Origin of the sequence: Desulforamulus hydrothermalis Lam5 = DSM 18033, assembly GCF_000315365.1 — a bacterium.
Lineage (GTDB): Bacteria > Bacillota > Desulfotomaculia > Desulfotomaculales > Desulfotomaculaceae > Desulfotomaculum > Desulfotomaculum hydrothermale.
Genome location: NZ_CAOS01000014.1, coordinates 78,877 through 104,599, shown reverse-complemented (window position 1 = coordinate 104,599; position 25,723 = coordinate 78,877). Strand labels below are relative to the sequence as shown.

24 protein-coding genes, 1 tRNA gene and 1 riboswitch are annotated in these 25,723 nt (G+C 49.5%); of the genes, 10 read left to right on the top strand and 15 right to left on the bottom strand.

Annotation, left to right across the window (positions count from 1 at the left end; translation table 11 throughout):
• Window positions 1-2 precede the first annotated feature (2 nt).
• Window positions 3-191: a hypothetical protein gene (locus DESHY_RS12450; RefSeq protein WP_008413277.1), complete on the top strand. Its 189-nt coding sequence runs from the start codon at window positions 3-5 to the stop codon at window positions 189-191.
• An 83-nt stretch (window positions 192-274) separates the two neighbouring features.
• Here the strand turns inward: DESHY_RS12450 and DESHY_RS12445 are convergent, their stop codons facing one another.
• The 7 genes from DESHY_RS12445 to DESHY_RS12415 all read right to left on the bottom strand — a co-directional run bounded on the left by DESHY_RS12445 (window position 275) and on the right by DESHY_RS12415 (window position 7,395).
• Entirely contained in the window at window positions 275-1,846 is a 1,572-nt protein-coding gene (locus DESHY_RS12445; RefSeq protein WP_008413275.1) for a methyl-accepting chemotaxis protein, read from the bottom strand.
• A 233-nt stretch (window positions 1,847-2,079) separates the two neighbouring features.
• On the bottom strand, window positions 2,080-3,366 hold the full coding sequence (gene mobB, locus DESHY_RS12440) for a molybdopterin-guanine dinucleotide biosynthesis protein B (RefSeq protein WP_008413274.1): 1,287 nt from the start codon (window positions 3,364-3,366) through the stop codon (window positions 2,080-2,082).
• Entirely contained in the window at window positions 3,347-3,784 is a 438-nt protein-coding gene (locus tag DESHY_RS12435; protein WP_008413272.1) for an MOSC domain-containing protein, read from the bottom strand. Before DESHY_RS12435 ends, mobB begins: the two co-directional genes overlap by 20 nt.
• A complete protein-coding gene (moaC, locus tag DESHY_RS12430; protein WP_008413271.1) occupies window positions 3,772-4,266 on the bottom strand; it encodes a cyclic pyranopterin monophosphate synthase MoaC in 495 nt (164 codons plus the stop codon). The genes DESHY_RS12435 and moaC overlap by 13 nt, the downstream gene beginning before the upstream one ends.
• A gap of 5 nt (window positions 4,267-4,271) precedes the next feature.
• Window positions 4,272-5,249, bottom strand: coding sequence for a GTP 3',8-cyclase MoaA (gene moaA / locus DESHY_RS12425; protein WP_008413268.1), 978 nt, complete (start codon window positions 5,247-5,249; stop codon window positions 4,272-4,274).
• A gap of 130 nt (window positions 5,250-5,379) precedes the next feature.
• Window positions 5,380-5,616 (bottom strand): MoaD/ThiS family protein, encoded by a 237-nt coding sequence (locus tag DESHY_RS12420; RefSeq protein WP_008413267.1) that lies wholly within the window; start codon window positions 5,614-5,616, stop codon window positions 5,380-5,382.
• 48 nt (window positions 5,617-5,664) lie between these two features.
• Window positions 5,665-7,395 carry an aldehyde ferredoxin oxidoreductase family protein gene (locus DESHY_RS12415; protein WP_008413265.1) on the bottom strand — a complete coding sequence of 577 codons (1,731 nt, stop codon included), beginning with the start codon at window positions 7,393-7,395 and terminating at the stop codon, window positions 5,665-5,667.
• A 347-nt stretch (window positions 7,396-7,742) separates the two neighbouring features.
• On the opposite strand from DESHY_RS12415, the gene DESHY_RS12410 reads away from it, so the two are divergent.
• Window positions 7,743-8,027: a MoaD/ThiS family protein gene (locus tag DESHY_RS12410; protein ID WP_008413263.1), complete on the top strand. Its 285-nt coding sequence runs from the start codon at window positions 7,743-7,745 to the stop codon at window positions 8,025-8,027.
• Window positions 8,028-8,105: 78 nt separating this feature from the next.
• On the opposite strand, the gene DESHY_RS12405 is transcribed toward DESHY_RS12410, so the two are convergent.
• The 4 genes from DESHY_RS12405 to DESHY_RS12390 all read right to left on the bottom strand — a co-directional run bounded on the left by DESHY_RS12405 (window position 8,106) and on the right by DESHY_RS12390 (window position 13,823).
• A complete protein-coding gene (locus DESHY_RS12405; RefSeq protein ID WP_008413261.1) occupies window positions 8,106-9,638 on the bottom strand; it encodes a sigma-54-dependent transcriptional regulator in 1,533 nt (510 codons plus the stop codon).
• Complete coding sequence (locus DESHY_RS12400; RefSeq protein ID WP_008413259.1) at window positions 9,638-11,314, bottom strand: GAF domain-containing sensor histidine kinase; 1,677 nt, start codon at window positions 11,312-11,314, stop codon at window positions 9,638-9,640. Before DESHY_RS12400 ends, DESHY_RS12405 begins: the two co-directional genes overlap by 1 nt.
• A 15-nt stretch (window positions 11,315-11,329) precedes the next feature.
• Complete coding sequence (locus DESHY_RS12395; RefSeq protein ID WP_008413258.1) at window positions 11,330-12,496, bottom strand: iron-containing alcohol dehydrogenase; 1,167 nt, start codon at window positions 12,494-12,496, stop codon at window positions 11,330-11,332.
• 160 nt (window positions 12,497-12,656) lie between these two features.
• On the bottom strand, window positions 12,657-13,823 hold the full coding sequence (locus DESHY_RS12390; RefSeq protein WP_008413256.1) for an iron-containing alcohol dehydrogenase: 1,167 nt from the start codon (window positions 13,821-13,823) through the stop codon (window positions 12,657-12,659).
• 301 nt (window positions 13,824-14,124) lie between these two features.
• Between DESHY_RS12390 and DESHY_RS12385 the strand changes: the two genes are divergently transcribed.
• The 5 genes from DESHY_RS12385 (at window position 14,125) to DESHY_RS12365 (ending at window position 19,461) form a co-directional block, all read left to right on the top strand.
• Window positions 14,125-15,303, top strand: a complete 1,179-nt coding sequence (locus tag DESHY_RS12385; protein WP_008413254.1) for a CapA family protein — start codon at window positions 14,125-14,127, stop codon at window positions 15,301-15,303.
• Window positions 15,304-15,410: 107 nt separating this feature from the next.
• Window positions 15,411-16,811: a sensor domain-containing diguanylate cyclase gene (locus DESHY_RS12380; protein WP_008413252.1), complete on the top strand. Its 1,401-nt coding sequence runs from the start codon at window positions 15,411-15,413 to the stop codon at window positions 16,809-16,811.
• Between the two features lie 58 nt (window positions 16,812-16,869).
• Window positions 16,870-17,706: a carbon-nitrogen hydrolase family protein gene (locus DESHY_RS12375; protein ID WP_008413251.1), complete on the top strand. Its 837-nt coding sequence runs from the start codon at window positions 16,870-16,872 to the stop codon at window positions 17,704-17,706.
• 30 nt (window positions 17,707-17,736) lie between these two features.
• On the top strand, window positions 17,737-18,477 hold the full coding sequence (locus DESHY_RS12370; RefSeq protein WP_008413250.1) for an N-acetylmuramoyl-L-alanine amidase family protein: 741 nt from the start codon (window positions 17,737-17,739) through the stop codon (window positions 18,475-18,477).
• Window positions 18,478-18,561: 84 nt separating this feature from the next.
• The gene (locus DESHY_RS12365) at window positions 18,562-19,461 is read left to right on the top strand and encodes a selenium metabolism-associated LysR family transcriptional regulator (protein ID WP_008413249.1); all 900 of its coding nucleotides are present in this window, start codon (window positions 18,562-18,564) and stop codon (window positions 19,459-19,461) included.
• 13 nt (window positions 19,462-19,474) lie between these two features.
• Here the strand turns inward: DESHY_RS12365 and DESHY_RS13930 are convergent, their stop codons facing one another.
• The 3 genes from DESHY_RS13930 to DESHY_RS12350 all read right to left on the bottom strand — a co-directional run bounded on the left by DESHY_RS13930 (window position 19,475) and on the right by DESHY_RS12350 (window position 20,811).
• Window positions 19,475-19,699: a NifU family protein gene (locus DESHY_RS13930; RefSeq protein WP_152412018.1), complete on the bottom strand. Its 225-nt coding sequence runs from the start codon at window positions 19,697-19,699 to the stop codon at window positions 19,475-19,477.
• Between the two features lie 114 nt (window positions 19,700-19,813).
• Window positions 19,814-20,038 (bottom strand): NifU family protein, encoded by a 225-nt coding sequence (locus DESHY_RS12355; protein WP_008413247.1) that lies wholly within the window; start codon window positions 20,036-20,038, stop codon window positions 19,814-19,816.
• 176 nt (window positions 20,039-20,214) lie between these two features.
• The gene (locus DESHY_RS12350; RefSeq protein WP_008413246.1) at window positions 20,215-20,811 is read right to left on the bottom strand and encodes an RNA polymerase sigma factor; all 597 of its coding nucleotides are present in this window, start codon (window positions 20,809-20,811) and stop codon (window positions 20,215-20,217) included.
• A gap of 362 nt (window positions 20,812-21,173) precedes the next feature.
• On the opposite strand from DESHY_RS12350, the gene DESHY_RS12345 reads away from it, so the two are divergent.
• Window positions 21,174-21,261: transfer RNA gene (locus DESHY_RS12345), tRNA-Leu, on the top strand.
• Window positions 21,262-21,457: 196 nt separating this feature from the next.
• Here the strand turns inward: DESHY_RS12345 and DESHY_RS12340 are convergent.
• Window positions 21,458-23,179 (bottom strand): [Fe-Fe] hydrogenase large subunit C-terminal domain-containing protein, encoded by a 1,722-nt coding sequence (locus DESHY_RS12340; RefSeq protein ID WP_048818149.1) that lies wholly within the window; start codon window positions 23,177-23,179, stop codon window positions 21,458-21,460.
• Window positions 23,180-23,484: 305 nt separating this feature from the next.
• Between DESHY_RS12340 and DESHY_RS12335 the strand changes: the two genes are divergently transcribed.
• Window positions 23,485-24,195: a hypothetical protein gene (locus DESHY_RS12335; RefSeq protein ID WP_008413243.1), complete on the top strand. Its 711-nt coding sequence runs from the start codon at window positions 23,485-23,487 to the stop codon at window positions 24,193-24,195.
• A 167-nt stretch (window positions 24,196-24,362) separates the two neighbouring features.
• Window positions 24,363-24,530, top strand: a riboswitch (M-box (ykoK) riboswitch).
• Between the two features lie 183 nt (window positions 24,531-24,713).
• Window positions 24,714-25,682 carry a magnesium/cobalt transporter CorA gene (gene corA, locus DESHY_RS12330; RefSeq protein WP_008413242.1) on the top strand — a complete coding sequence of 323 codons (969 nt, stop codon included), beginning with the start codon at window positions 24,714-24,716 and terminating at the stop codon, window positions 25,680-25,682.
• Window positions 25,683-25,723 lie beyond the last annotated feature (41 nt).

Sequence of the window (25,723 nt, the reverse complement as noted above, 5' to 3'; positions counted from 1 at the left end):
GTATGTCTGATAACGTGAAAAATGGCACTAGCTTGTTTCGCTTATACGAACTGGTTGTGTTGCAAAAAATCCAAAGCGGTAAACCTAAGAAAAAACAGCCGGAGCAATCCTTTACTTGCCAACCGGAAATTATATGTGACGGCTTTGGCCAAATGATTTACAACGACACCGTAAAACCAGACAGAAAGTAGTTAATATGCAAAAACCCAGGCTAACCTGGGTTTTTTGTTCTTGCGGGCGATTTTCGGCAAAGCAGGGGAGAAAATTTATCTGTTTATATCTTAAATTGCACCACCAGGCCTTGCAGTTCCTCGGCCAGTTTGTTGAGGGTGGCGGCTGAACCGCTGACTTCTTCCATGGCAGCCGTTTGTTGTTCGGTGGAAGCCGCCACATTTTGCACACCCGCTGTCATCTGTTCGGCAGCAGCTGCTACGTCTTGAATTTGAGCGGAAAGACTCTGAACCGAATTAATAATTTGTTGGAACTTCTGACCCACTTCCTGAATCACAACACTGCCGGCTACCACTTCCTGGCTGCCCTCCTCCATCCGGTCCACCGCTTTCCTGGTTTCGGCTTGGATGGCATTAATCAGGTTGGCAATGTCTTTGGCCGCCAGGGCAGATTGCTCGGCCAGTTTTCTTACCTCCTCCGCCACCACCGCAAAGCCCCGTCCTTGTTCGCCGGCCCGGGCAGCCTCAATGGCAGCGTTAAGAGCCAGCAGGTTGGTTTGCTCGGCAATGCCAGTAATAACATCGGTGATTTGGCTGATGGCCCGGGACTTTTCGTTTAGTTCGTGGATAACCGCCGAAGTTTCTTGTGTCACCCGGGTGATGGTTTGTATTTGCCGGGTTACGTTTTGCAAGTCCTGGCTGCCTGCATCCGCATGCTGTGAGGTTGTTTCAGAAACATGAGAAATATCCTGCACATTGGCGCTTACCTGCTCAACCGTGGAGGCAATTTCATTCATGGTGGAAGCTGTTTCAGTGGCGCCGGCGGCGGTCTGCTGGGCCTGACCGGCCAGTTCGCCCGCTACCCTGGATAATTGTTGGGCGGTGACCGCCAGTTGCTGCAGCACCGTCTGAAAGTTTTTCTTCATGGTGTTAAAGGAGTCAGCCAGGCTGCCTATTTCATCACTGTTTTTTACCACAAGATCGTCAACAGAAAAGTCACCGCCGGCCAGCCGGTTGGCAGCTGCTTCTATCTCTTTAAGGGGTTTGGTAATACTGCGGCTGATGAAATAGGCCGCCGTTGCCGCCAGTAGGGCTGCTATAATGATGGCTACGGTCAGCAGCGAAGTGGATTTTTGGAAAAGATTGTTGGTTTCATTGCTTATTCTTTTAACATGATGTTGATTATATTTCACCAGTTGCTGCGAAGCTTCCCTGGCAGCATTATAAAGAGTTAAAGATTCTCCGTAAATTACCTGTAATGCCTCATCTTTTTGACCTGCCCGGCTGAGAGCAATGACTTTTTCGTTAACTTTTAGGTAATTTTGCCAGTCTGCTTTCAGCTTATTAAAAAGGTCTCTATCCTGCTGCTCTTCGATGGTTTTTTCATAACTGTCAAGATGTTCAGTTATCTTTTTCTGGTTGGCAACCATATCTGTTTCCATTTTGTCTTGATCCGCAGCAGAAATAACATGCCTGTATTCTCTTACTCGAAAATCTGCTATTAAACCGTTAATTTCTTCTACATCTTGAATGGCTGGCAACCAATCCCCTGTTATTTCACTGGTTATCCGATCCAACTTTTGCAACATTACACTGGCATACAAACCCAGGGCTATCACAATCCCAATCAATAGCCCAAAGGCTATAATCAGCCTCGCTCTTACCGTAAACTTCATGCTATTGCCTCCTATTCTGACTTTTTATGGCTTATATAGTTTTTTCGACTAATAGAAACTTTTTCCTCTAAAAATTACCTTAGAAAACACTGAAAAGATGCTTAAAAACAAAGTGCTAAAAGACAGCAAAACAGTCTTTTAGCACTTTGTTTTTTTCTTACTTCTTTTGCCAAACTAAAAAGGTTGCACCAAAATTAGGCTGTTGGCACAACCCCAGGGGAAATCGCACCAAATTAACCCAAGCAGCCACAGTCAGGACAAGCGGTATCCCGCTGTACCGCCACCTCTAAAAAGGTCATGGAAAGGGCATCCAGGGTCAGTAACCGACCCACCAGCAGATCACCCTGATTAAGCAGGTATTTAACCGCTTCAGTGGCTTGAATGGAACCAATTATGCCGGCCACCGCACCTAATATCCCCACCTCGGCAGTGGATTTGACCGCTTTGCCGGCGGGTGGTTGGCGGAAAATGCAGCGAAAGCAAGGCCCCCGGCCGGGCAATACCGTTAACACCTGACCCACCAGGGAAAGCACGCCGCCGTAAATAAAGGGTTTACCGGCCTCCAGGCAAGCGCGGTTTAATAAATAGCGGCTGTCCAGGTTGTCTGTGGCATCCACGACGATGTCGTACCGGTTAACCAGTGCTGCCACATTGTCCTGGCTGATCCGCTCCGGGTATATTTCCACCCGGATATCCGGGTTGACGGCTGTCAGTTTATCCCGGGCTGAGGCCACTTTTAACCGGCCTACATCCAGGTTGGTATGCAAAATCTGCCGTTGCAGGTTGGAAAAATCCACCGTGTCCGCATCTGCCAGGCCCAGGCGGCCAATGCCGGCTGCCGCCAGGTAATAGGCGATGGGCGAACCCAGGCCGCCCGCCCCCACCACCAGGGCGGAGGATTGCAGCAGCTTCAGTTGCCCCTGTTCTCCCACACCGGGCAGCATAATGTTGCGGTGGTAGCGTTTTTTCTGTTGCCGGCTCAGTGACCGGCTGACTGCTTCATGGGCTCCTTTGATAAATCTTGCCTCAATCATGTCTGCCACACCCGCAATATCTTCCAGGCCAAAACAAGGAATACCCAGTTGCAGCGGCAGGTCGCTGACCACCGCCAGCAATTCATCCGGTGTACAAACCGGCTGTTGGCTGATTTCGCTGCGCACCAGCTCAATCTTGGGCTGGGGGCCCTGTTTAAATCCTTCCAGCAAGACAATGTCCACGCCGCTCATATAATTTATTATCTCAGGCAGCGACAGTTCGGAAGCCAGCCGTCTTACCAAACCAAACCCCGTCGGCGTGGCCAGGGCCACCCGGTCGGCCCCGGCCCGGGCATGGCGCCAGGTATCCTTGCCGGCTATATCAAAGGCAAACTCCCCCCGGTGGTGTTTAACCGTACCCACCAGGTAGCCCCTGGTTTTGAGCAGCCTGACCAGTTTTTCCAAAAAGGTGGTTTTGCCGCTGTTGGAACAGCCCACCAGGGAAACAACAGGCGGCTGGGAAGGTTTAAGGCTGCAGGATGTCAATAGTATCCCCCACCTTTACCGGCCCCCCCTGCAGCACCCGGATAAAAATGCCTTCCCGGGGCATTACACAGTCGCCGGCCAAGTGATAAATGGCGCAACGGCTATGGCATTCTTTGCCAATTTGTGTTACTTCACCCAGGGCGCTTTCGCCTATCTTTAGTTTGGTGCCAACGGGCAGAGAAATCAGGTCGATACCCTCAGTGGTTAAATTCTCCGCAAAGTCGCCGGGCCCCACCTTTAATCCCATCTGGCGCATTTTTTCAATGCTTTCCAGGGCCAGCAAGCTTACCTGCCGATGCCAGTCACCCACGTGGGCATCTCCCTGCAGGCCATGCTCCACCACTAACGTGCCTTCGCCAACATTTTTTTTGCGCATGCCCTTTTTAGGGCTGGTGCATACAGCTACTATTTTTCCCATCTTGTTTCTCCCTCCCGTACATAATCACCGCTTTTGCCACCGCTTTTATGTACCAACCGGATGTTTTGAATAACCATCGATTTATCTACCGCTTTACACATGTCATAAATGGTTAACGCAGCTGCGCTGACGGCGGTCAGGGCTTCCATCTCAACACCGGTTTTCCCTTCAGTCTTTACAATGCCCCGGATCTCAACCAAATTGGGGGGCACCGGCCGGAAATCTATGTTTACCCCGGTAATCATAATGGGATGAGCCATGGGAATTAACGCCGGGGTTTGTTTGGCCGCCATAATGCCGGCCACCCGTGCCACCCCCAGCACATCGCCCTTGGCCAAACCACCCTGTTCAATTAACTGCAGGGTTGCCGGCGCCATTACCACCTCACCCCGCGCTTCCGCCACCCGGTGGGTTTCCTTTTTGGCAGTAATATCCACCATCCGGGCATTACCCCGGTCATCAAAATGTGTTAGCTGGGACAATAAATTTAACCTCCTATCTGGCTCATTACCCGGTGATCCCGCCAGCCATCATGCATATGGTGCCGGTCTGGCTTATGCCGGATAGCTTCCTCGATTAAAGCTGCCAGTTCCTGCCTGGTGGCTCCCTTTCTTAAGGGGGTCTTTAAATCAAATTCCTGGTTGCTGTATAAACATGGGCGCAGCCGGCCGTTGGCAGTCAGGCGCAGGCGATTGCAGCTGCTGCAAAAATGTTCGCTCATGGCGGTAATGAACCCAATGGTTCCCTTGGCGCCAGGCAACCGGTAATAGCGGGCCGGCCCGTTGCCGGTTACTTTAATCTGGGTTTCCAGCGGGCCAAACTCCTGCTGCAAGCGCTGGATAATTTCCTGGGCAGCAATGAAGTTGTCCACTGCCCAAGGGTTGCATTCCCCGATGGGCATTAATTCAATAAACCTAATGTGCAACGGCAGCTCTCTGCTTAAGCGGGCAAAATCTGCAAACTCATGGTCATTTACTCCCCGCACCGCCACCACATTCAGTTTAACCGGGTGCAGCTGCAGTTCCAAAGCTTTGTCAATACCACGCCAGACATCAGAAAATTTGCCTATCCGGGTAATATGCTTAAAGTTCTCCGGTTCCAGGCTGTCTAAACTGAAATTAACCCGTTTTAACCCGGCCTTTTTTAAATCATTGGCCATGTCGGCAAATAATATCCCATTGGTGGTAAGTGAAAGATCATCTATGGCGGGATTGTCAGCTATGGCCTGAAACAGCCGTAAGATATTCTTGCGCACCAGTGGCTCTCCGCCGGTGATGCGAATTTTGCGAATACCGATGTCTGAGGCAGCTTCCACTACCCGGTTGATTTCTTCCAGGCTTAGGATCTCCCGGTGCGGGGTGTGTTTTACCCCCGCCGGGGGCATGCAATAGACACAGCGCAAATTACACCGATCGGTCACGGAAATACGAAGGTAATTTATGTTTCTTTGAAAATCATCCTTCATAAAAAATGCCCCCTTTAGGGAGTGAATTGTTGACTTGTTAATTAGCCAACTCCATTATGTATGTATAAGCATAACGACCCTCTGTGCAAGGGCAGAGCAAATAGCCCCTGCCCTCATCAGATTATTTGGTTTAGCCGCCGCCCACCGGCGGAAAAAGGGCGACCCGGTCACCGTCCTGCAATATTGTGTCAAAGGGCTTGTGCAAACCGTTGATTAAGGCGCTGAAAACTTCCTCCTCCGGAATGTTATATTGCTTAATAACATCCCGCACGGTGGTTCCCTCGGCCAATTGCAGGTTTATTAATTCGCCGTAACGTGTTTTAGTATATTTTTCCAGGCCTGTATATACCCTTAACTCAATCAACATGTCCAGGTCACCTCAGGACTATTATACTACAAGCCGTTAATAATTTATCTAGAAATTGAATACAGAATCCAATTCTTCATCGGTAATATCGAAAACGGTGTTATGGGGTGCCAATTTATCGGTATAGAAGAACTCCGGCAGGCGGTCATCCGCATTGGTGAAGCCGGCCCGGGCGTTGAATTCACGCTCGTTCTTCAGAATGCTCTGGCCCAGCTCTACCACGTTGTCAACGGTCAGCTGCAGACCGTACTGGGCATTGAGCATCTCCACGATGGTGGGTAAGCCCTCGGGGTTATCCAGGACTGCAAAGGCCACAAACAGGCATAAACCGGTGGCATCCACTGCTGCGGTGGCAATTTGCAGGTTTCTGGACAGTTCTACCTGACCTTCCGGCTTGGTAGGATCGACATAACCGCCCACTTTCAGGATATTGGCCGTAACCGCATAACCGGCGGTGTGGTCGCCGCCCATGGGAGAGGTGGCGTAGGTAACACCGTTACCTTTGCAAGATCTGGGATCATAAGCCGGGATGCCCTGTCCTTTAACTGCCGGGATCCTGGTGACGCCATAGGCTTTACCGGCAAATACGGCACCGTTGCCCAGGATACGACCCGCCGGGGTGCCTTTGCCCACTTCTTCCAGTGCTTTAATGGCGGCTTCACCGTCGCCAAAGGGAATTACACCGGCTTCCATTAACACGCCCAGGGCCACACCCATTTCAATGGTGTCAAGACCAAGATCATTGCACAGGTAGTTCAGCTTGGCAACCACGTCCAGATCGCTGATTTCCAGGTTGGGTCCGAAGCACCAGGCGGTTTCATACTCGATAGGGGCGCATACTTTGCCGTCCGGCATGGGATACACGTTAGAGCAGCGCATGACGCAGCCGGGGTGGCAGGCGTGGGTAGCTTTACCGCCGCGGGCTTTGGCTGCTTCTGCCAGGGTTTCGCCGCCCACGTTATTGGCCTTATCAAAACGACCCACATTACTGAAGTTGCGTACAGGTAAGGTGCCGGCTTCGTTAATAATGTTCATCAGTACGTTGGTGCCGAAGTTGGGCAGGCCTTCGCCGGTAACCGGGTGATCCGTCAGCATCTTGGCAAATTTCTTGGCAGCTGCTGAGAAACGCTCTTTATCCTTTACGGGCACATCAAAGGTCTTGGGCGCATCCACCACAATGGCTTTAATGCCCTTGGAACCCATAACCGCACCCAAGCCGCCGCGGCCGGCATAACGGCTGGAATTGCCGTCGCTGTCGTTGTTGGTAACACCGGCGCCCAGCAGCATCATTTCGCCGGCCGGACCGATGCAAATAACACCAACTTTACTGCCGTAACGTTCCCGCAGAATGGCAGTAACTTCGTAGGTGCCCTTCATGGCCAGATCATCGGCCGGCAGCAGTTCTGCCCCGTCCGGAGATATTTTAACCATCCAGGTACCTTTTTCGGCCGGTTTGCCTTCAATAATCACAGCTTTTATATCCAGGTTGGCCAGTTTTTGCGAGCAAATTCCGCCGGCGTTGGCCTCCTTGATGCCGCCGGTCAGGGGACTTTTGCCACCCACCGACAGCCGGCCGGACGAAGGAGCATTGGTACCTGATAACAAACCGGGGGCAATGATTAATTTGTTAAACTCTCCCAGCGGGTGGCAGGTGGGAGGAACTTCATCCAACACCAGCTGCGAGGTCAGCGCCCTGCCGCCCAGCCCCAGATACTTTTCCGGGCAAGCTTCCCATTTAATTTGTTTTTGGCTCATATCAATGCGCAAAAATTTTGGCACAGCATTTCCCTCCTTAAAGATAATTAACTAGCTTTGCACTGCTGCTATAATTACAATTACTTCGATTCGTGTTCGATTTTTCCTTCTTTTGTTTAAATTCAAAATATTTATCAAAAACTCACCTCCCTTTCCGCTGGTGTTTCTGGATTCTATAGCTAATGCAAAGAATGTACCAGCCGTTTTATATTTCATAAATATTAAAAAAATTATCAAAATAGCGCAGTGTTCCGTTCCACAGTGAAACACCTGTGCCATAATATTACAACAATTTAAAACTTTTTTATTATATAATGGGAAAAGAACTTGCTAGTATCATTGAAAAAGACCGGAAACAGGAGGCGTTGTCTATGGGTACCATTGAGTTAAGGGGCTTTGCCAAACTGCAAGGGGTAATGAGGGAAAAGGGCTTGGGTTTTCCGGCCATCTATGAAGTGGGGGAAGGTTTAACGGGTTATCAGTTGCTGGCGCAACTGGCCATCCCGCCGGCTGACGTAGAGGCTATTATGATTAACGGTTCCGTTTGCAGCCTATCTGCCTATATCAAACCGGGTGACCGGGTTGCTGTGTTGCCGCCGGGAACCCCGGGGCCTTACAGGGTAATTTTAGGCATTGTGGGAAAAAAAGAACAGTAAGGGATGAAAGCGCCCGGGCCGGCACCCACCGCAATGTGTATGCCAGCCCGCTTTATCCTTTTATTAAAATATTTTGACCTAGCCCGTAATGGGAATGTTATATTCTTTAGCCTTACGGTATAAAGTGTTGCGGCCTATACCCAGGGCCCTGGCTGTCATGCTGACATTTCCGTTGAAAAACTCCAGTGTTTCTGCAATGGCCCGGGCTTCCATTTCCTGCATGGACACAGGAAAAACAGATGTCATGCCCCTTTTTCCCATGACCCGGTGTAAAGACCGGTAAAGGGTCTGTACTTTTTGGTATAAAGCCAGCAAGCTGTCTTCGTCCAACTTTTCCAGTTGCGCCGGTTCCACCGGCAAGACCGGCCAGCTGTCTGCAGCGGCCCCGGGCCGTTCCCTTGGTTCAATTTTAGCCACCTGCAACAGCTGGCCGTTGATTTTGCCGGACAGGTGTTCCGGCAGCACCAGGCCGCCGTCGCACAGGGCCAGGGCTTGCTCAACCGCATTGGCCAGTTCACGAATATTGCCAGGCCAGTGGTAATTTAGCAGGGCTTCCAAGCATGAGGGGGCAAAAGCAGGCGCCGGGCCGGCCTGTTTATCCCAGAATCGTTCGATAAAATGTTCCACAAACTGCGGGATGTCCTCTTTTCTTTCCCGCAAGGGCGGCAATTCTAACCGCACCACATCCAGCCGGTAAAACAAATCTTCCCGAAATTGTTTTTGGCTGACCGCTTCTTCTAAATCAACGTTAGTGGCAGCAATAATGCGCACGTTTGTTTTGACCGGCTTTTCCCCGCCAACCCGGAGAAATTCACCGGTTTCCAGCACCCGCAATAGCTTAACCTGGATAGCCAGACTGGCTTCCCCTATTTCATCCAAAAATAAGGTGCCGTTGTTAGCCAGTTCAAAAATACCTTTTCGTTGCACGCTGGCACCTGTAAAGGATCCTCTTTCGTGTCCGAATAACTCGCTTTCCAGCAGGTTTTCCGGCAGGGCACCGCAGTTAATGGCTAAAAAGGGTTTATCCCGCCGCTGGCTGGCAGCATGGATAAACCGGGCCAACACTTCCTTGCCGGTGCCGGTTTCGCCGTTAATCAATACGTTTATATCCTTAGCAGCAATGCGTTCTGCAATATTTACCAATTTAATCATCTGGGGGGTTTTCCCGACCTGAAAACCGATCTGCTCCGCCACCTGGCTCCAGCTGTAGTTGGTTCTCTCCGGGTGTCCGGCAGTTTTGCCAAACAGGATAGCCTTTTCAATCAACTGCTCAACCAGCGAAATATCATCAAAGGGTTTTTCTATATAATCAAAGGCACCAAACTGAATGGCTTTTACCGCCGTCCGGGTGGTGCTGTAGCCGGTCATGATAATTACTTCACACTGGGGCTGTACCGTTTTAATGTGTTGCAGCAGGTTTAACCCGTCGGCATCCGGCAATTTTAAGTCCACCAGGGCCACATCATAATTTTCACGGGCAATGAGTTCATGGGCCTGGGCGCCTGAAACAGCTACCCCGATGCGGTATCCTTTGCTGCGCAGCAGCCTGGTAAAAAACTTGCCCACCGGTTGTTCGTCATCAATTATCAGGATACCGGGTACGCTGACCATCAAATCTCACCCCCGCTTTCATTTTTTAAAGGAATTAAGAAACGAAAAGTACTGCCTTCACCCGGCCGGCTTTCCACTTTGATGGTACCGCCATGGGATTGGGCAATGCCCAAACTGACCGACAGGCCCAGGCCGGTGCCTTTGCTGGCCTCCTTGCTGGTATAAAAGGGGTTAAATATTTTATTCAGGTTGTCCGGCTCGATGCCGCAACCGTTATCACTAACGGCAATCACCGCCCAGGTTTTATTCTCTTCCGAGACAACCCCGGTGCTGATGGAAATGCGTTTTTCCCCGGTGGTTTCTTCCAGGGCATCCCTGGCATTCAGCAGCAGGTTAATCAACACCTGCTGCAATTGGTGCCCGTTGGCCAGTACATCGGGAATGCCGGGATCCAAGTCCTTAACAATTTCAATGTTGTTACGGTTAATCTGGTAATGAATAAGACTTAATACTTTTTCCACCTGTTCATTAATGTTCGTGGCAGTAAAGGAAAACTGCCCCTGGCGGGAGAACGACAGCAGGTTTTGAATAATTTTTTTGCACCGCATGCCACAGCTGATTATGTCATCCAGCCATTCTGCCCGGGGGTCATCGCTGCCCATGTCCCGCTGCATCATCTGGGCGGTGCCGATAATTACCGTCATGGGGCTGTTTAATTCGTGGGCCACACCGGCGGCCATTTCGCCAATGGCCACCATTTTAGCTGAGTGTACCAGCTGAGCCTCCATTTTTACTTTTTCAGTTACATCCTTAACATGTACAATAACTGCGTAGGTTTCACCGCTCGAATCCACCATGGGGTAATAAAAGGCATCAAAAATAGCCCCGTCATTTTGCAGTTGCCGGTAAACACCTTTACCGGTACGGTGGACTTCTTCCAGGCTGCAGTTTTCACAGGGAGCAGTTCTTTTCCACAGGACGCTGTAACACTTGGGTTTTTCTTCCTGGTCAGTCATCTCCGGTACATTATGACTGTTGCGGTGGTTATGGCGCAATACGTTATACTGTCTGTCAATTAAAAAGATGGGGTCGGGCACCGCCCGGAAGGTGGCCTCCCATTCTTGTTTGCCTTTAGATACCTCTTTATACAGCCGGGCGTTTTCAATACAAATGGCCAGTTGATCGGCCAGCTGTTCAATAAAGGCCAGTTCGGAGCAACCGTAGGTAAAGTCCTGGTAATCGCCCACCACAAAAACCCCGATAACCTGGTTTCTCACCTGCAGCGGCACGATGGCTGCCGATTTCAGGCCCCAGCTGGCCATGGGATCCTGCTCATCGCCCGCCGGGCAGGCAGGCTGCCCGTCCCGGTTCTGATTATAAAACAGCCGCCGGCGCGTGGTATAGCACTGCCAGAGCAGCGAGGTTTTCGGCACTGCTTGACCCGGCTGCCGATGGTCCGGCATGGCAGCCGTCACCACCAAGCGGTCTCCTTTGGCCAGCGCCAGACCTAAAAAACAACAGGGCACTGCCTGGGGAAGCTTGTTGTAAACCCTTTCCAGAATATCTGCCAGGGACATGTCGATATTAATGTCCTTAATTAACTGGTGCAACAGCTCCAAGCGGTTGATTTGGATTTTAATTTTTTCGTTGGAACGTTGCACTTCCAGGTAATAATTTAGTTTGGAAGAGTTGACCCCTGTTAAATTTTGAATGATTGATATTTTGTCGTCAAACATCAGGCACTCCTCCCCTTACAGGGCCCTCCTGTATAATTCTTCAATCTCTTTAGCACTGCAATCCCGGGGGTTGGTCACCAAACAAGCGTCTTTCAGAGCGTTTATACTCAACTGCCGGATGTGCTCCTCTTTCATACCCACCTGGGACAGCCTTTCCGGTATACCGATATCCTTAAACAACCGGCGTATCGCCGCAATGCCGCGGGCAGCCGCCTTCCACTTGCCCAGTCCTTCGGTTTGCACCCCCATGGCTGCTGCAATATTTACAAACTTCTCGCCGCAGGAAATCATGTTGAATTCCATAACATAGGGCAGCAATATGCCGTTGGTTTCACCGTGGTGCAGATCCAGCAGGCCGTCCACCTGGTGGGTCATGGCATGGGTGGCACCCAGAATAGCATTGGAAAAAGCCAAGCCCGCCTGCAGGCTGGCCATGGCCATGGCAGATTTAGCTGCCAGGTTGGTCCGGCAGGCAACAGACTCCCGCAAGTTAGCCGCAATGAGACGAATGGCCGCCAGGGCATGCACATCTGTTAAAGGTGTAGCGGCCAGAGAAACATAGGCCTCGATGGCATGGCTCAAAGCATCCACGCCGGTGGCGGCGGTTAGCCTGGCACTTTTGGTTTGCAGCAGCGAGGGATCCACTATGGCAATATCAGGAATCAGCGACTTGGAAATTATAGCCATCTTAACCTGTCTTTGTTTTTCCACAATCATGGAAAACTGGGATACTTCCGCTCCCGACCCGCCGGTGCTGGACACCATCACCATAGGCGGCAGCGGCGAGGATATTTTATTAACTCCTTCATAGTCTTTAATTTGACCGCCGTTGGTTGCCAGAATAGCAATGGCTTTAGCCACATCAATAGGGCTGCCGCCGCCCACCGCCACAATGCCGTCACAGCCGCTGGCCAGGTAATGTTCGGCGCCTGCCGCCACCTCATAATCCTTCGGGTTGGTGGTTAAACCGTGCCAGACATGGGCGGTGATGCCTGCTTCATTCAGAAAATACAAGGCTTTGTCTACCCAGCCGGCCTCCATGACCCCCTCATCGCTGACCAAAAAAGCCTTTTTAATACCCAACCGGACAGCACTTTCCCCCACCTGACTCAAAGCACCCAGACCGAAGATTACCTCGGGGGCAACAAATTTACTGATGTTAAGCAAATTATTACTTGGCATGGCTATCCCTCCGGAACATAACAACTTCCACGCCATCTCAAATCCCTGATTAACATATTCTCCAAAAATGCTTTCATCCCTGCCCTATAGAAAAAAACAGGTGGCAAACCACCCACCTGTTAAAAAATATATATGTTATAGGGTTTTATGATGGCAAAACTTACATAGCCGCTTTGAAAATACCGATAACGTCTTCCAGGGTAGCGGTTCTCGGGTTGGTAAAGCTGCAGGCATCCTTCATGGCATTTTCGGCCATAATCTTGAGGTCTTCTTCCTTAACGCCCAGTTCAGCTAAACCACCGGGAATACCAATATCGGCAGACAGTTTCTTGATGGCCGCCAGGGCTTTGTCGGCCGCTTCACGCACAGACAGTCCTTCAACATTTTCACCCATGGCCACAGCAATGTCTACAAAACGCTCGGGGCAGGCAATCAGGTTAAAGGCTTCTACATGGGGCAGCAGGATGGCGTTGCAAACGCCGTGGGGCAGGTTGTAAAAGCCGCCCAACTGGTGCGCCATGGCATGCACATAACCCAAAGAAGCATTGTTAAAGGCCATCCCGGCCAGAAACTCGGCGTAGGCCATTTTATCCCGGGCCTCCATATTCTTACCGTTGGCTACTGCCTGACGCAGGTTTTGTGAAATCAATTTAATGGCCATGAGGGCGGCTGAATCGGTTACCGGCGTGGCAATGGTGGATACATAGGCTTCGACGGCGTGGGTCAGGGCATCCATACCGGTGGCAGCGGTCAGCGCCGGCGGCATGCCTACCATCAGCAGCGGGTCGTTGATGGCCACGTTGGGTGTGCAGCGCCAGTCGACAATAGCCATTTTTACTTTGTTGCTGGTGTTGGTAATAATGCAGAAGCGGGTCATTTCAGAAGCGGTGCCGGCGGTAGTGTTGACAGCAATAAAGGGAGGCATCGGCTTGCTGCTCTTGTCAATGCCTTCAAAGTCACGGATGTGACCGCCGTTGCTGGCTACCAGGCCGATACCTTTGGCACAGTCGTGGGAGCTGCCGCCACCCAGCGAGAGAATCATATCAGCACCGCATTCCTGGTATACCTTTAAACCGTCGTGCACGTTAATATCGGTGGGGTTAGGTTCAGCGCCGGCGTAAACTGTAACCTTAATGCCGGCTGCTTCCAGCATAGCTTTAATATCATCAGCCATGCCGCCAGGACGCCCCAAAAATGCGTCCGTAACAATCAGTACGTTGCTGCCGCCCAGGGTTTTGACCTGGTTGGGGATCTCCTTGTGAGCCCCGATGCCCATCAGGTTGACGGTGGGAATGTAATAACCGTAAACTTGTTCGCCTAAAGCCATGAAAAAATTCCTCCTTATATTTTTTTAGGGGTACCGGCCCCTTTGTTTTAACTGACCAACTATTAAGCAAAGAGTGTGCCAAACTATTCATTATAGATTTAATTTTCAAACTTTACTGTATATGGCGCCGCTAAACCCTTGTCAAAAACAAACCTTTACCTTTGGCCGGCTGTTGTGCATATTCAGGACAAAACCCCCGTACCAAAACAGAACAGTGATCTATGCTTGAACATTTTTCCTGCGGCAGGACATTCACATGCGGTGGCGAATATGGCATTAAAATACAGGAAGTGACTTTTTCATGTTTAAAAAAACATTATTGTTAATTTTTATCTTTTGCTTAACCGGCTGCGGCACAGGCAGTAAGCAGCCTGAGCCGGCTGCCCCGCCGGCGCCCGCTGCCGCACAATCCCAGGTGGTTACCATTACCGCGGCAGGAGATTTCCTGATGCACATGCCGGTAGTGCAGTCTGCCAGGCAGCCGGACGGTTCATATGACTTTAAGCCTATTTTTTCAAACGTCAAAAACCTGTTGGCAGACCCGGATTTAACCATTGTCAACCTGGAAACCAGGCTGGCCGGGCCGGCTTATGGTTTTTCGGGCTATCCCGCATTTAATACTCCGACTGAGCTGGCCTATGACATGAAGGAGCTGGGTATAGATGTGGTGCTGACAGCCAATAATCATAGCCTCGATCGCGGCTGGCCAGGTATTGTTAATACCCTGCACAACCTGGAAGCGGCCGGTTTGCTTCCCGTCGGTACTTACCGCAGCCGGGAAGAGGCCGGCAAAGCTTTGATCATCGAAGTTAAAAACATAAAAATCGGCCTGCTCAATTATACTGAAAGCACCAATGGCCTTCCTTTACCCAGGGGTAAAGAATTTGCGGTCAATCTCATGCATAAAGACAAAATCTATGCGGACATTGAAAATTTAAAGGCAGCCGGGGCGGAAGTCATCGTGGCCTGCCTGCACTTTGGTGCTGAGTACACCCGTTACCCCAACCGGCAACAAGTTGCGCTGGTAGAAGAACTGCTGCAGCGCGGCGTTGACATTGTGCTGGGCAACCATGTGCATGTTATTCAACCAATGGATTGGCCCAAAATTAATGCCGGCAGCAGCACCAAGCAGTGCTTTGTAGCCTATTCGCTGGGTAATTTTATTTCTAATCAACAATGGCGCTACTCCGATTGCGGCGTGCTGGTAAATATAGAGATAGCAAAAGAGAATCATCAAGTGGCTGTCAAAGGTGTTGATTATGTACCGGTTTGGGTGGATACCTATGTACAAAACGGCCGCACAAAATACCGGGTTTTACCGGTAGAAAAAGCCATGGCGGATTATCTGGCCCACTCAGACCCTTTACTAACAGCGGAGGATTATAAAAAGCTGGTGCAAGTATGGCAGGACACAACCTCCCTCATTTCGGGCGCCTGCCCGGTGATCGCGCCCCGGCAGTTGACCGGGAGTAAAGTATAAACTGTTAAATATAAAGGAGTCCGGCAACTTTAGACCGGACTCCTTTGTTTTGCCTCACACTTGACAATAGTTTACATATTATGGATAAAAAGGTGAGGTGATTGTTGATGGGCATAACAGAAAATACTTTAGAAAAACTTCGTATGACCAACCTGGGGCTAAAGATTTTATTAATCACATTGATCTGCAGCTGCTTTTTTATGGCAGTGGCATGGCTTGGTTATAATACCGTTTACCAGGCGGAGGTTTTTTTGCCTATCCATACTAATATAGAATTTTTTTGTGTTTTCGTAGCTCTGAGTACCTTCACTGTGACCTGGTATTCTTACTTGAATAATTGTTCTTATTACAGTTATTTTATCGGTCTCGGCCTGCTGGCTGTGGGTTTAATTGATTTGTTTCATTTTTATTCCTACGAGGGAATGCCGCACATTTTTAGCCAGGCCTGTGCCAACAAGGCCATGTTGTTTCATCTGTGGGGCAGGCTGCTGCTTTCCGTTACCTTTCTGGCCAGTGTGTTTTTGTACCAAAAACAGCTTTGTTTTATCAAACGTTTTCGCATCAGCATGCTGGCTGTGGCCTTACTGGTTGTCGGAATAGTTTTTGCCACTGTAACCTGGTTTCCCCACCTCTACCCGCCAATGCTGAGCAGCGGACAAAACCACACTCACTACAAAACAATAGCCGAGTATTTAATTATTGTTGTATTGCTGGGGGCTGTCTGGGGTCACCTCCGGCTGTACAAAAAACACATGGACGGCTACCTGCAACTTATCATTGCCATTTTGGTTATTCTGGTCTTTAGTGAGTTGTGCTTTGCTGCCGAGTACAGTTCATATGATACCCTCAATTTATTGGGTCATATCTTCCGTTTTGCCTCGTATATCCTAATTTATGCGGCAATTTTCATAAATAATGTCAAACGACCTTATTTGCAACTGGTTGCTGCCAGAGAAGAATTGGCCCGATCTAACAGCCTGTTGGAAGAAAAGGTGCAGGAACGAACCAAAGATTTGCAGCAGGCCAATGAAAAATTAACCTGGGCAGCCAGCCACGATTTCCTCACCGGCGCCATAAACCGCCTGGAATTTTCCGGTCGCCTGAAAATTTTACTGGAGAATTCTCAACCGCAGGATGTTCACTGTGTAATTGCCATTGATTTTGACAGCTTTAAAAAGATCAATGACACTTACGGCCATGCAGTGGGAGATGAATGCCTGAAAACCTTTGTCAGGGCTGCCCGGGAAGTGCTGCGTCCGAGTGACTCGGTGGCCCGCTTCGGCGGGGATGAATTTGTGCTGCTGTTGCCTTACACTCCCAGGGCAGGCGCCCGGGTGGCCGGCGAAAAAGTGCGCGCCCACCTGGCTAAAATTGCCGCTCCGCCTTTTACCATCTCCATGGGCATTGCGGCATGGCCCGCTGACGGGCGCAAGGAAAAGGAATTGTTAAACAGTGCGGATCAGGCCCTCTACCTGGCTAAAGAAAAGGGTAAAAACCGAGTTGAGTAATGGACTTGACAAAACATTCTGTGTTATGCTGGTAAAAACCGCAGAGCGAGGTTATGGTATGACAACCTGTTTTAAATTAGCTCTCTGTCAATTGCAAGTAACTGCTGATAAAAAACTAAATCTCCGGCACGCCCGGGCTGCTGTGCAGGAGGCCGCCGGCCGGGGCTGCCGGCTGGCGGCTCTGCCGGAAATGTTTAACTGCCCTTACGGCAACCGGTATTTCCCTGCCTATGCGGAAGAATTTCCTGACGGCGAAACAATCCGCTGCCTTGCCGGCCTGGCCAAAGAATACGGCATTTATCTGGTGGGCGGGTCAATTCCGGAGAGGTCTGCCGGCCGCCTTTACAACACCTCCTTTGTATTTGGCCCGGACGGCAACCTGTTAGCCCGTCACCGAAAAATACATTTGTTTGATATTGATATACCGGGCGGCATTAGTTTTAAAGAATCAGCCACCCTTGCCGCCGGAAATTCTCTCACCCTATTCACCACCCCCTTCTGCCGGATTGGCGTAGCCATTTGTTATGACATCCGTTTTCCTGAGCTAACCCGTGCTATGGCCCTGCAGGGTATCCACCTCCTGGTTTTGCCCGCTGCCTTTAACATGACCACCGGCCCGGCTCACTGGGAACTGACCATGCGGGCCCGGGCCCTGGATAACCAGATTTTTGTGGCGGCTGTTTCCCCGGCCAGAGACAATCAAGCAGAATATGTGGCGTACGGCCATTCAATGGTAACTTCTCCCTGGGGGGAGGTTCTGGTGCAAGCGGCTGACGGCCCCGCTGTACTGACAGCAGACATCGACCTTGCTCAGCTGCACCGCATCAGGGAGCAATTGCCACTGCTCAAACATCGCCGGGAAGATGTGTATTTTAGCATAGGCAGTACCTCTTAGCAATATCATCACAGGGAAAGGGGGTATACAATGGCTAAAAAACTGGTTGTTTTAGATCCGGGGCACGGCGGCAAGGATCCGGGTGCCGTGGGTAACAGCTTGTTGGAAAAGGAAATTACTTTGATGCTGGCCCGCCGGGTGGCCAAAAGGTTGGGATTTTATGACGTAGCGGTAAAACTTACACGAGATGATGATACCTATCTTTCTTTAGAAGCACGGGCGCAAATTGCTAATAACCTAAAGGCAGATTATTTCCTTTCCATTCATGTGAACGCCGGCGGCGGTACGGGTTTTGAAAGTTACATCTACAACGGTCCGGTCAGCACCCTTTCTGTTTCCTATCGTTCTATTATACACAGCCGTATCGCAACCTTTTTAAAAAATTACGGAGTAACCGACCGGGGTGAAAAAACAGCCAATTTTCAAGTCCTCAGACAAACAACTATGCCCGCCGCCTTAATTGAAAATCTTTTTATTGACTCCGCCAAAGATGCGGCTTTATTAAAAGATGAGGAATTTGTTAAAGGGTTATGCGACAGCATTACCGCCGGCATCGTACAGGCGCTTAAACTATCGCCGCTGCCTGCTGAGCCCGCCCCGGGCCCACAGCCCACTGCGTCTCCGTCTCCGACTTGGGACCCCCAGCAGGAAGTGGAAAAATTAAAGCAGGCAGGCTTGCTGGCTAACGACCATCCGGCATCTGCTGCTGTCACCTGGGGGGAATTAGCCACTGTGCTTAACCGTTTACTGAAGCTAATACCAAAAAATTAACCATTGCCCGTAACAGCACTTATCTGCGTAATTGTGATGGTTTTGCAATTCTCTGAAATGCTATAATATACTTGGTGATTAATTATGAACTTAGCCACACTGCAAACCTTTATCATTGTTGCCGAAAAGAAAAATTTATCCCTGGCCGCCCAGGAAATTCATATTACCCAGCCTGCCATCAGCAAACAGTTAAGTGCCCTGGAGTCCCACTTTGGGGCTGCTTTGGTAGAGCGAAAGGGCAGAGGTATCAGCCTGACACCGGCAGGCGAAGTGTTTTACAGGCATGCCCGGGAGATTGTAGATTTAATAAACAGGGCGGAACGTGATATTCGACAGATGTCAGGCGAGATTCGCGGCCGCATGATTGTTTGGGCCAGCACAATTCCCGGCCATTACATTTTGCCTCCCATTATCGGTGCCTTTAAGAAAGAATACCCGGATGTACAATTGGTACTGCAGATAGGTGACTCCAAAGAAGCCATCCGCAAGCTGCTGGAAGAATCTGCCCACCTGGCTGCAGTTGGCATGATGCCTAATAACAAGCGTGTTGAAGGAGTCAAATTTTTTTCAGATGAACTGGTGGTGATTGTTCCCCCGGAGCACCCCCTGGCAGCAAGGCCGGAAATTTATTTGCAGGAATTGGCTAAGTACCCGCTGGTCTGGCGGGAAACGGGCTCGGGTACCCGCTCGGTGGTGGAGTCTTACTTAGCCCGGGGCGGCTTAACACCTGATAAGCTAAATATTGCCCTGGAACTGGGCAGTACCGGCGCGGTCATTACTGCGGTGGAAGCCGGCGCTGGCCTTTCGGTAGTTTCTCGCTGGGCCGTTTTAAAAGAACAGGCCTTAAGAAAGATTGTCACAATAAAGATTAAGGACTATCCTATGCAGCGAGATTTGTACCTGGTTTACCCCCGCCGGAAAAATAAAAGCCCTCTGGTAGAAGCCTTTATTCAGTTTGCCCTCAAGCAAACCCCCCCTGCTTAGCAGGGGGGTGCTTTTATACCGATACAACTTCCCTAACTTCCGGCACAGCCTGCTTGAGCGACCGCTCAATCCCGTTTTTCAGGGTATAAACAGCACCGGGTCAGCCACCGCAAGCGCCTTTTAACTTTACTTTAACAACGCCGGAGGTTTCATCTACATCTACTAATTCAACGTCACCGCCGTCTCTTTGCAGAAACGGACGCACCTTTTCCAGGGCCTCTTGCACCTTTTCACGCATTATTTCACCCCCTTGTGACCGGTCATAGTCTAAATATCTCCAGAACCGCTGTTCTTTAGTACAGAAAAAGAAAAAACCACAGCACCCTTAACCGCTGTGGTTCTCAGTGATTAGTCAGTCTACACGCACAACTTCTTTAACTTCCGGAATCTGCTGCTTTAAAGCCCGCTCAATACCGTTTTTCAATGTATACAGAGCGCCGGGGCAGCTACCGCAAGCGCCTCTCAGCTTTACTTTCACCACACCGTTTTCGTCGCAATCAACAAATTCCACATCGCCGCCGTCTCTTTGCAGGAAGGGGCGAACTTGCTCCAAGACCTCTTTAACTTTTTCTTTCATTGTGTTTAGCCTCCTTTATTAGGACAAACTGCTGCTCGTGGGTCTATCCCTTTTGTCATAAAATTATTGTAACCATTTTTATACAGCCTGACAAGCAGTATTTGGTTATTTTATGAAAATGTGGTTGCGGCACCGATAACCGGCACCGTTGCCTTTAAGCAGTAAAACTTTTTCCGCTACTTTGCCATTCGCTTGGGAGATGTAAAAGACATCTGCTGGCTGATTTTCTCTTTCAAGGCCTGCCTGGCTCGACTTAATCGGGATTTGACAGTTCCCAGAGAACAGCCCAGTATATCAGCAATTTCCTCATATGATAACTCCTGAATCTCTCTCATGACCAGAATGGTACGGTAATCATCCGATAAAGCGTTGAGGCATTGCTGAATCATCGCCTGGGTTTCACTGCGGTCCAGCATCTCCTCCGGACCAGGCGCGACACTGCGGATTTCGTATGTATTGTTATTGCCGTCAGCCGCCGGTTCATCCAGCGAAACAGTTGGCCTTCTTTGCCTTTTCCGCAGTTCATCCCGGCAAACGTTAACGGTAATGTGATATATCCAGGTACTAAAACTGGAATCTCCCCGAAAATTCGGCAACGCCTGGTAAATTTTAATAAAAGCCTCTTGGGCCAGGTCTGCTGCATCCGCATGATTGCCCATTAACCTGTAAGCAATGGTATATACTTTATTTTCATATAACTGAACAAGATGTTCAAAGGCCTCGCGGTCACCCTTTTTGCTGCGTTCCACTAATAATTGATCTTCCAGGGGCAATGTTTCCCCTCCTTCTCACCACTGGCTTAATGCTTTGTTTGTATATCTTCCAGAATATTAAAAAGCCGGCAGAATGTTACTGGTTGGTTAATCAATTTGATATGGGTAAGGTCTTATAAATACCCAAAATAAGATGTTCTACATCTCCCCGCCGATTCCTTTAGCTAAAATAAACCATGTCTGGCAGCCGTTGCACCCAAAAAAGCAGATAACTTCAATTATAAGACGTTAACTGCAATATTTTGTAACAAAAAAATATTATATTTTCAATGATTTTCTTGCAAGATAATCGAGAAAAATTAGTTTGTAGCTCTTGCAACTTTCATAATCTTTTCGTATAATAAACAAGCAGTCAATTTTATGCCGAAGTGGCGGAACTGGCAGACGCACCGGACTCAAAATCCGGCGGGCCTTAAACCCGTGTGGGTTCGACTCCCACCTTCGGCACCATTTAAATTAAGGGTTTGCAAAACAACCCCGCCAAAATTAGGCGGGGTTGTTTTTTTTTGACCGTTGCGCCGCCCAACTTAACACAAAACTATTGCATTTTAACCAAAGTGATAAAGGTTAACAGGAAAAATTAAATCGGGACGGTTCTTTGACTTCTAGTTAAAGAACCGTCCCTGTCTTGTCTTCTTTGAACGGCTTAAGCATAGTTACGGCCGATGCTGGCCATGGCGGCACCGATGTTGAGAAGCTGATCGTAGGTGGCAACAATTTGCTCCAGGGAACTGGTAACCACCTTGATGGCCTTTTCCTGCTCCATAATCATAAAGCTGTCTTCCCGCAACTGGGTTAACACACTGGCAATGTCTTCAAAGGCTTTGGTGGCCTTTTCCGACTGGTGTTTGCTCTGGGCAGCGATTTTCCTTATTTCTTCAATATCAGACGCTGACAGCGGCGTTTGCACAGGTGTTTGACCGGCCTGTGGAGCAGAATACTGTGAAATCATAGCCAAAACCTTGTTAGCCAACTCCAGGGTGTCTCTGGCAATAATATTGGTTTCTTTAATTAACGATTCCAGCTGCTGGTTGCGGCTGTTAATTTTAGAAGTAGTGCCCTTTAGGGTAAGGGTAGAAAAATTAATGGATTCCATCGAAAGCATTAATTTGCTGCTCATGTCCATCAGGCTGCTGGTCAGGGCAGGAACCTGCCTTAATAAAAAGGGCAAACACATCTCCTTTTCAGCCATGCCCTGCAGGCAGGCCACCGCCTTTTCCCAGCAGGTATCATAACCACAGGCGCTGCAGTTGATGAGATCTCGCATGCTGTGCTTGCCTGTTTCTTTTAAGGTTTGCCAAACCTGCTCCTCGGTAAAAGTTGCCTTGGCAACCGGCTTGGCTGTAAACTTTCTCCTAAAATCAAGCCCGGCTAAAACCGGCTGCAATTCCTGCTGACTGACGGCATGATGGTTTTGCTGAAGGGTTGCTGCCACCTGGCGGGCCCGCACCACATAGGGTTTATCGCTTACCACGCCCGGCCCCATAACACACCCTTCGCAAACCAGCATATCAACAAACCTGGGAACAAAATTGCCGCTTTCAATTGCCCGCAGCACTTCGATGCAGCGCCGGGCCCCCTCCACCACCACCACATCCATGTGAGCAATATCTTCATACATACCGGCAGTTTTCAACAGACCACCGCTAATGGGGAAGGTGCGGGCCAAATGCGGCTGCGGGTTATCCCAGGGCAATTCGGCCAGCCGCTCGGTAGCAACCTGTGCTCTGTTAAACCACCGCTCGGCCTGCCGAAAGGTTATGACCGCATCTATATAGCCCGCTGTGTGGGAATCGACGGACTCGTATTTTTTGGCCAGACAGGGACCGATAAAAACAATTTTGGCCTCCGGCTGAACAGCCTTCATAATTTTGGCTTGGATTAACATGGGCGAATCAATCGGTGCAAGATTGCCGATCAGGTTGGGAAAATGTTTTTCCACCAGTTGCACCACGGCCGGGCAAGCGGTTGAAATTAACGGCTTTTCTATCCGGCCGCCAAGGTATTTTGCATATTCCCGGGCGCAAATTCCTGCCCCATAGGCTACTTCATAAACACCGGCAAAGCCCAAACTGCGCAGCACAGCCACCAGCATGCCGCCGCTGAAGGGAAAAGAAGCCGGGTATGACGGCGCTACCATAGCCAATACCCTGGTTCCCTCAGACAACCATTGCTCCAGCAAAGGTGTGTCATCCCGCACTGTTTTGGCCCCGATGGAACAAGCCAACACACACTGGCCGCAGCCCAAACAACCTGCTTCCACAATCTCCGGCAGGCCGTTTTTAATGGCAATGGTCTTAACCGGGCAGGCCCTGACGCAGGCGTAACATTTACGGCAATTATCGTGATCTGTAGTTATCAGCGCCATCATCATCACCCCCTGAACAAGGAGTTATACAATCAGAATTCGACAGTATGTTGGCAACTCCTCTTATAAAATACCGAAACATTTATTTCAAAAGGATTTTTGTAACTGATGAGAAAATGATAAAAACTTGTACAAATAACTTTACAAAATGTTACACGCAAATTTAATGCCACGGCCTGTCTGCCCGGGCTGCCGGTTATCTTGTTCTTAAATGAAACAATCTGGTCATACCGGATGAAAAGCCGTTTCTTTTTGCCACATCATGTTATAATAAAATTTTAGCAGACACAAAGGAGGGGCTGCCCATGGGCCTATATTTAGATATTGATTTAGACTACTTTGTTTCACCTATTATTAAGGAATCCGTCAGCAACCACCGGCCTGCTGCCACAAACTTTGAAATTAAGGAACCAGACACCCTATTCAATATTTTAAAGCAAAAGGAAATATTTTTGGGAAACAAGCGATATCTCTTCACCAACCATATGCAGAGCCATCTGAGATGGTGGATGCATGGCCGGCTGCAGAATACAGTAATCCATATTGATGCACACAGTGATTTATACGGCCACCGCAGCCCCAGTTTGGCCAACCTGAAAATGCTGGGGTGCCAGAATTATTTATGGCATGCCATCCGGGAAGGCCTGGTGGCGGAGATTTACTGGGTGTTTCCTGACGGCGCCCTTGATCTCAAAAAACCCGGCTTGCTTTTGTCCATGTTTGCCCCTTCCCAATTGGGTGAATTTTTTCTCCAGGACAATGTGCTGCATGCGGAGCTGCTTTGTGAGCTGCCCGGCGGGCGGCCGCACAAGGTAAATTACCACTTGCTGCAGGCAGACTCCCTGCCGGTTTTCCGTACCACCGCAGAGATTATTACAGTGGCTACCTCACCGGATTTTATCCCCCGGCAGGCGGACCGGTTAATCAGTTCAGTGGGACAACTGCTGGGTATAGATGAAAAAGTGATTGACAATATTTTAAAACAACATGCCGGTATGAAAACCGTGGCCGTTTAAGGTTTTATGCAGTCCCATACCCGTTCAGAACAAGATATTAACAGCTAATTACCGATAAATTACGATAACCTGGCATAATGGCCGCTGATAAGTCAAAATAATGCCGTTTTATCCATAAGTGTTGACAGTTGGCCTTGCATATTTTATATTTAATAGTAAGTGAATAGTTTTTTCTTCGTTAGGTGAGGCTTCTACATAGACAGATGCCACTGCCCGGAAATGTCGAGAGACTCTAACGGGTTAACAGGTATTACCGGCTTAAGGTTTTACCTAATGTGGCTGGGCGCATGTCCCTAGCTATGTATGTGCTAAAGCTTGTACGAGAGGAGAAGGCCTGAGAGCCCTTAACGGGTGTTTTATGACCTTCTGTTTAACAGTAAGGTTTTTTTATTTTTGCCGGTGAGGAGGTGGTAAGAATGGATGATCCGTATCCTGGGCATTTACTAAAAATACTGTTCTTTCATTCTTACCAATGCGACATCTTTGGCCGATGACAGCGCTCACTGGAGGTGATTGCCATGATTAAGACTTACCTGTATGACCATGCCATCAAAAAAATGCGCCATGACATCAGTCTGGATAACTTTCACCAGGTGCTGGCCCATAAGGAAAATTTGCTGTGGGTCGACCTGTATAACTTCTCTGAACAAGAATTGAGAGATGTGGCTAATGCCTTTGATTTTCACGAACTGGCTGTGGAGGACTGCCTGCATTACAGTCCCCGGGCTAAGCTGGATAAATACGACGATTATCACTTTCTGGTCATCCATGCTATCCGCTATAACGAAGAACGTGATGAAGAAATCATGCTGGTGCAGCTTAATATCTTTTTGGGTGACAACTATGTCGTAACCGTGCACAAAAACACCCTGCCCAGCCTGGGCAGAATGGCTAAAATATGCCTGACTGATACCAAGTTGTCTAATAAAGGCAAAGACTTCTTCCTGTATTCCATAATTGACGGTCTGGTGGATGAATACTTCCCGGTTCTGGATCGCATCGGCGACCGCATTGAGGACCTGGAGGATGAAATTTACGAAAAGCCCAGCCGGGAAACCACCGATGAATTTTTAGCCCTGAAAAGAACCATTCTAACCATGCGCCGGGCCATCGCCCCGCAGCGCCGGATATTTTATAACATCAGCAGCAGTTCCTTTGCCATCAGTGAGGAAAACCAGCCCTACTACCTGGATTTAAAGGACCACCTGGAACGGATTACCGATACCATAGACAGTTACCGCGACCTGGTAGACGGCGCTTTGGATACCTATTCCTCCATTATCAGTGCCCGCACCAACGAAACCATGCGGGTGCTGACGGTGATTTCTACCATTTTTATGCCTTTAACCTTTGTGACCGGTTTTTTTGGCATGAATGTTCCTTTGCCCAACCAGGAATCTGTCTGGGCTACCGTAAGCATTACGGTGGGACTAATCTTGGTTTCGGTTTGGATGATTATCATTTTTCGCCAAAAAAAATGGATGTAAAAGAAAAGCCTCTCCCAATAGCTGGCAGAGGCTTTTCTGCT

Coding starts and splice junctions, on each gene's coding strand:
- DESHY_RS12340 (WP_048818149.1), bottom strand. CDS start 23,179: ATGGCGCTGATAACTACAGATCACGATAATTGCCGTAAATGTTACGCC.
- DESHY_RS12395 (WP_008413258.1), bottom strand. CDS start 12,496: ATGCCAAGTAATAATTTGCTTAACATCAGTAAATTTGTTGCCCCCGAG.
- DESHY_RS12400 (WP_008413259.1), bottom strand. CDS start 11,314: ATGTTTGACGACAAAATATCAATCATTCAAAATTTAACAGGGGTCAAC.
- DESHY_RS12380 (WP_008413252.1), top strand. CDS start 15,411: ATGGGCATAACAGAAAATACTTTAGAAAAACTTCGTATGACCAACCTG.
- DESHY_RS12420 (WP_008413267.1), bottom strand. CDS start 5,616: ATGTTGATTGAGTTAAGGGTATATACAGGCCTGGAAAAATATACTAAA.
- DESHY_RS12435 (WP_008413272.1), bottom strand. CDS start 3,784: ATGGGAAAAATAGTAGCTGTATGCACCAGCCCTAAAAAGGGCATGCGC.
- DESHY_RS12410 (WP_008413263.1), top strand. CDS start 7,743: ATGGGTACCATTGAGTTAAGGGGCTTTGCCAAACTGCAAGGGGTAATG.
- corA (WP_008413242.1), top strand. CDS start 24,714: ATGATTAAGACTTACCTGTATGACCATGCCATCAAAAAAATGCGCCAT.
- DESHY_RS12335 (WP_008413243.1), top strand. CDS start 23,485: ATGGGCCTATATTTAGATATTGATTTAGACTACTTTGTTTCACCTATT.
- DESHY_RS12375 (WP_008413251.1), top strand. CDS start 16,870: ATGACAACCTGTTTTAAATTAGCTCTCTGTCAATTGCAAGTAACTGCT.
- moaA (WP_008413268.1), bottom strand. CDS start 5,249: ATGAAGGATGATTTTCAAAGAAACATAAATTACCTTCGTATTTCCGTG.
- DESHY_RS12450 (WP_008413277.1), top strand. CDS start 3: ATGTCTGATAACGTGAAAAATGGCACTAGCTTGTTTCGCTTATACGAA.
- DESHY_RS12370 (WP_008413250.1), top strand. CDS start 17,737: ATGGCTAAAAAACTGGTTGTTTTAGATCCGGGGCACGGCGGCAAGGAT.
- DESHY_RS12385 (WP_008413254.1), top strand. CDS start 14,125: ATGTTTAAAAAAACATTATTGTTAATTTTTATCTTTTGCTTAACCGGC.
- DESHY_RS12405 (WP_008413261.1), bottom strand. CDS start 9,638: ATGGTCAGCGTACCCGGTATCCTGATAATTGATGACGAACAACCGGTG.
- DESHY_RS12355 (WP_008413247.1), bottom strand. CDS start 20,038: ATGAAAGAAAAAGTTAAAGAGGTCTTGGAGCAAGTTCGCCCCTTCCTG.
- DESHY_RS12390 (WP_008413256.1), bottom strand. CDS start 13,823: ATGGCTTTAGGCGAACAAGTTTACGGTTATTACATTCCCACCGTCAAC.
- DESHY_RS12445 (WP_008413275.1), bottom strand. CDS start 1,846: ATGAAGTTTACGGTAAGAGCGAGGCTGATTATAGCCTTTGGGCTATTG.
- DESHY_RS12365 (WP_008413249.1), top strand. CDS start 18,562: ATGAACTTAGCCACACTGCAAACCTTTATCATTGTTGCCGAAAAGAAA.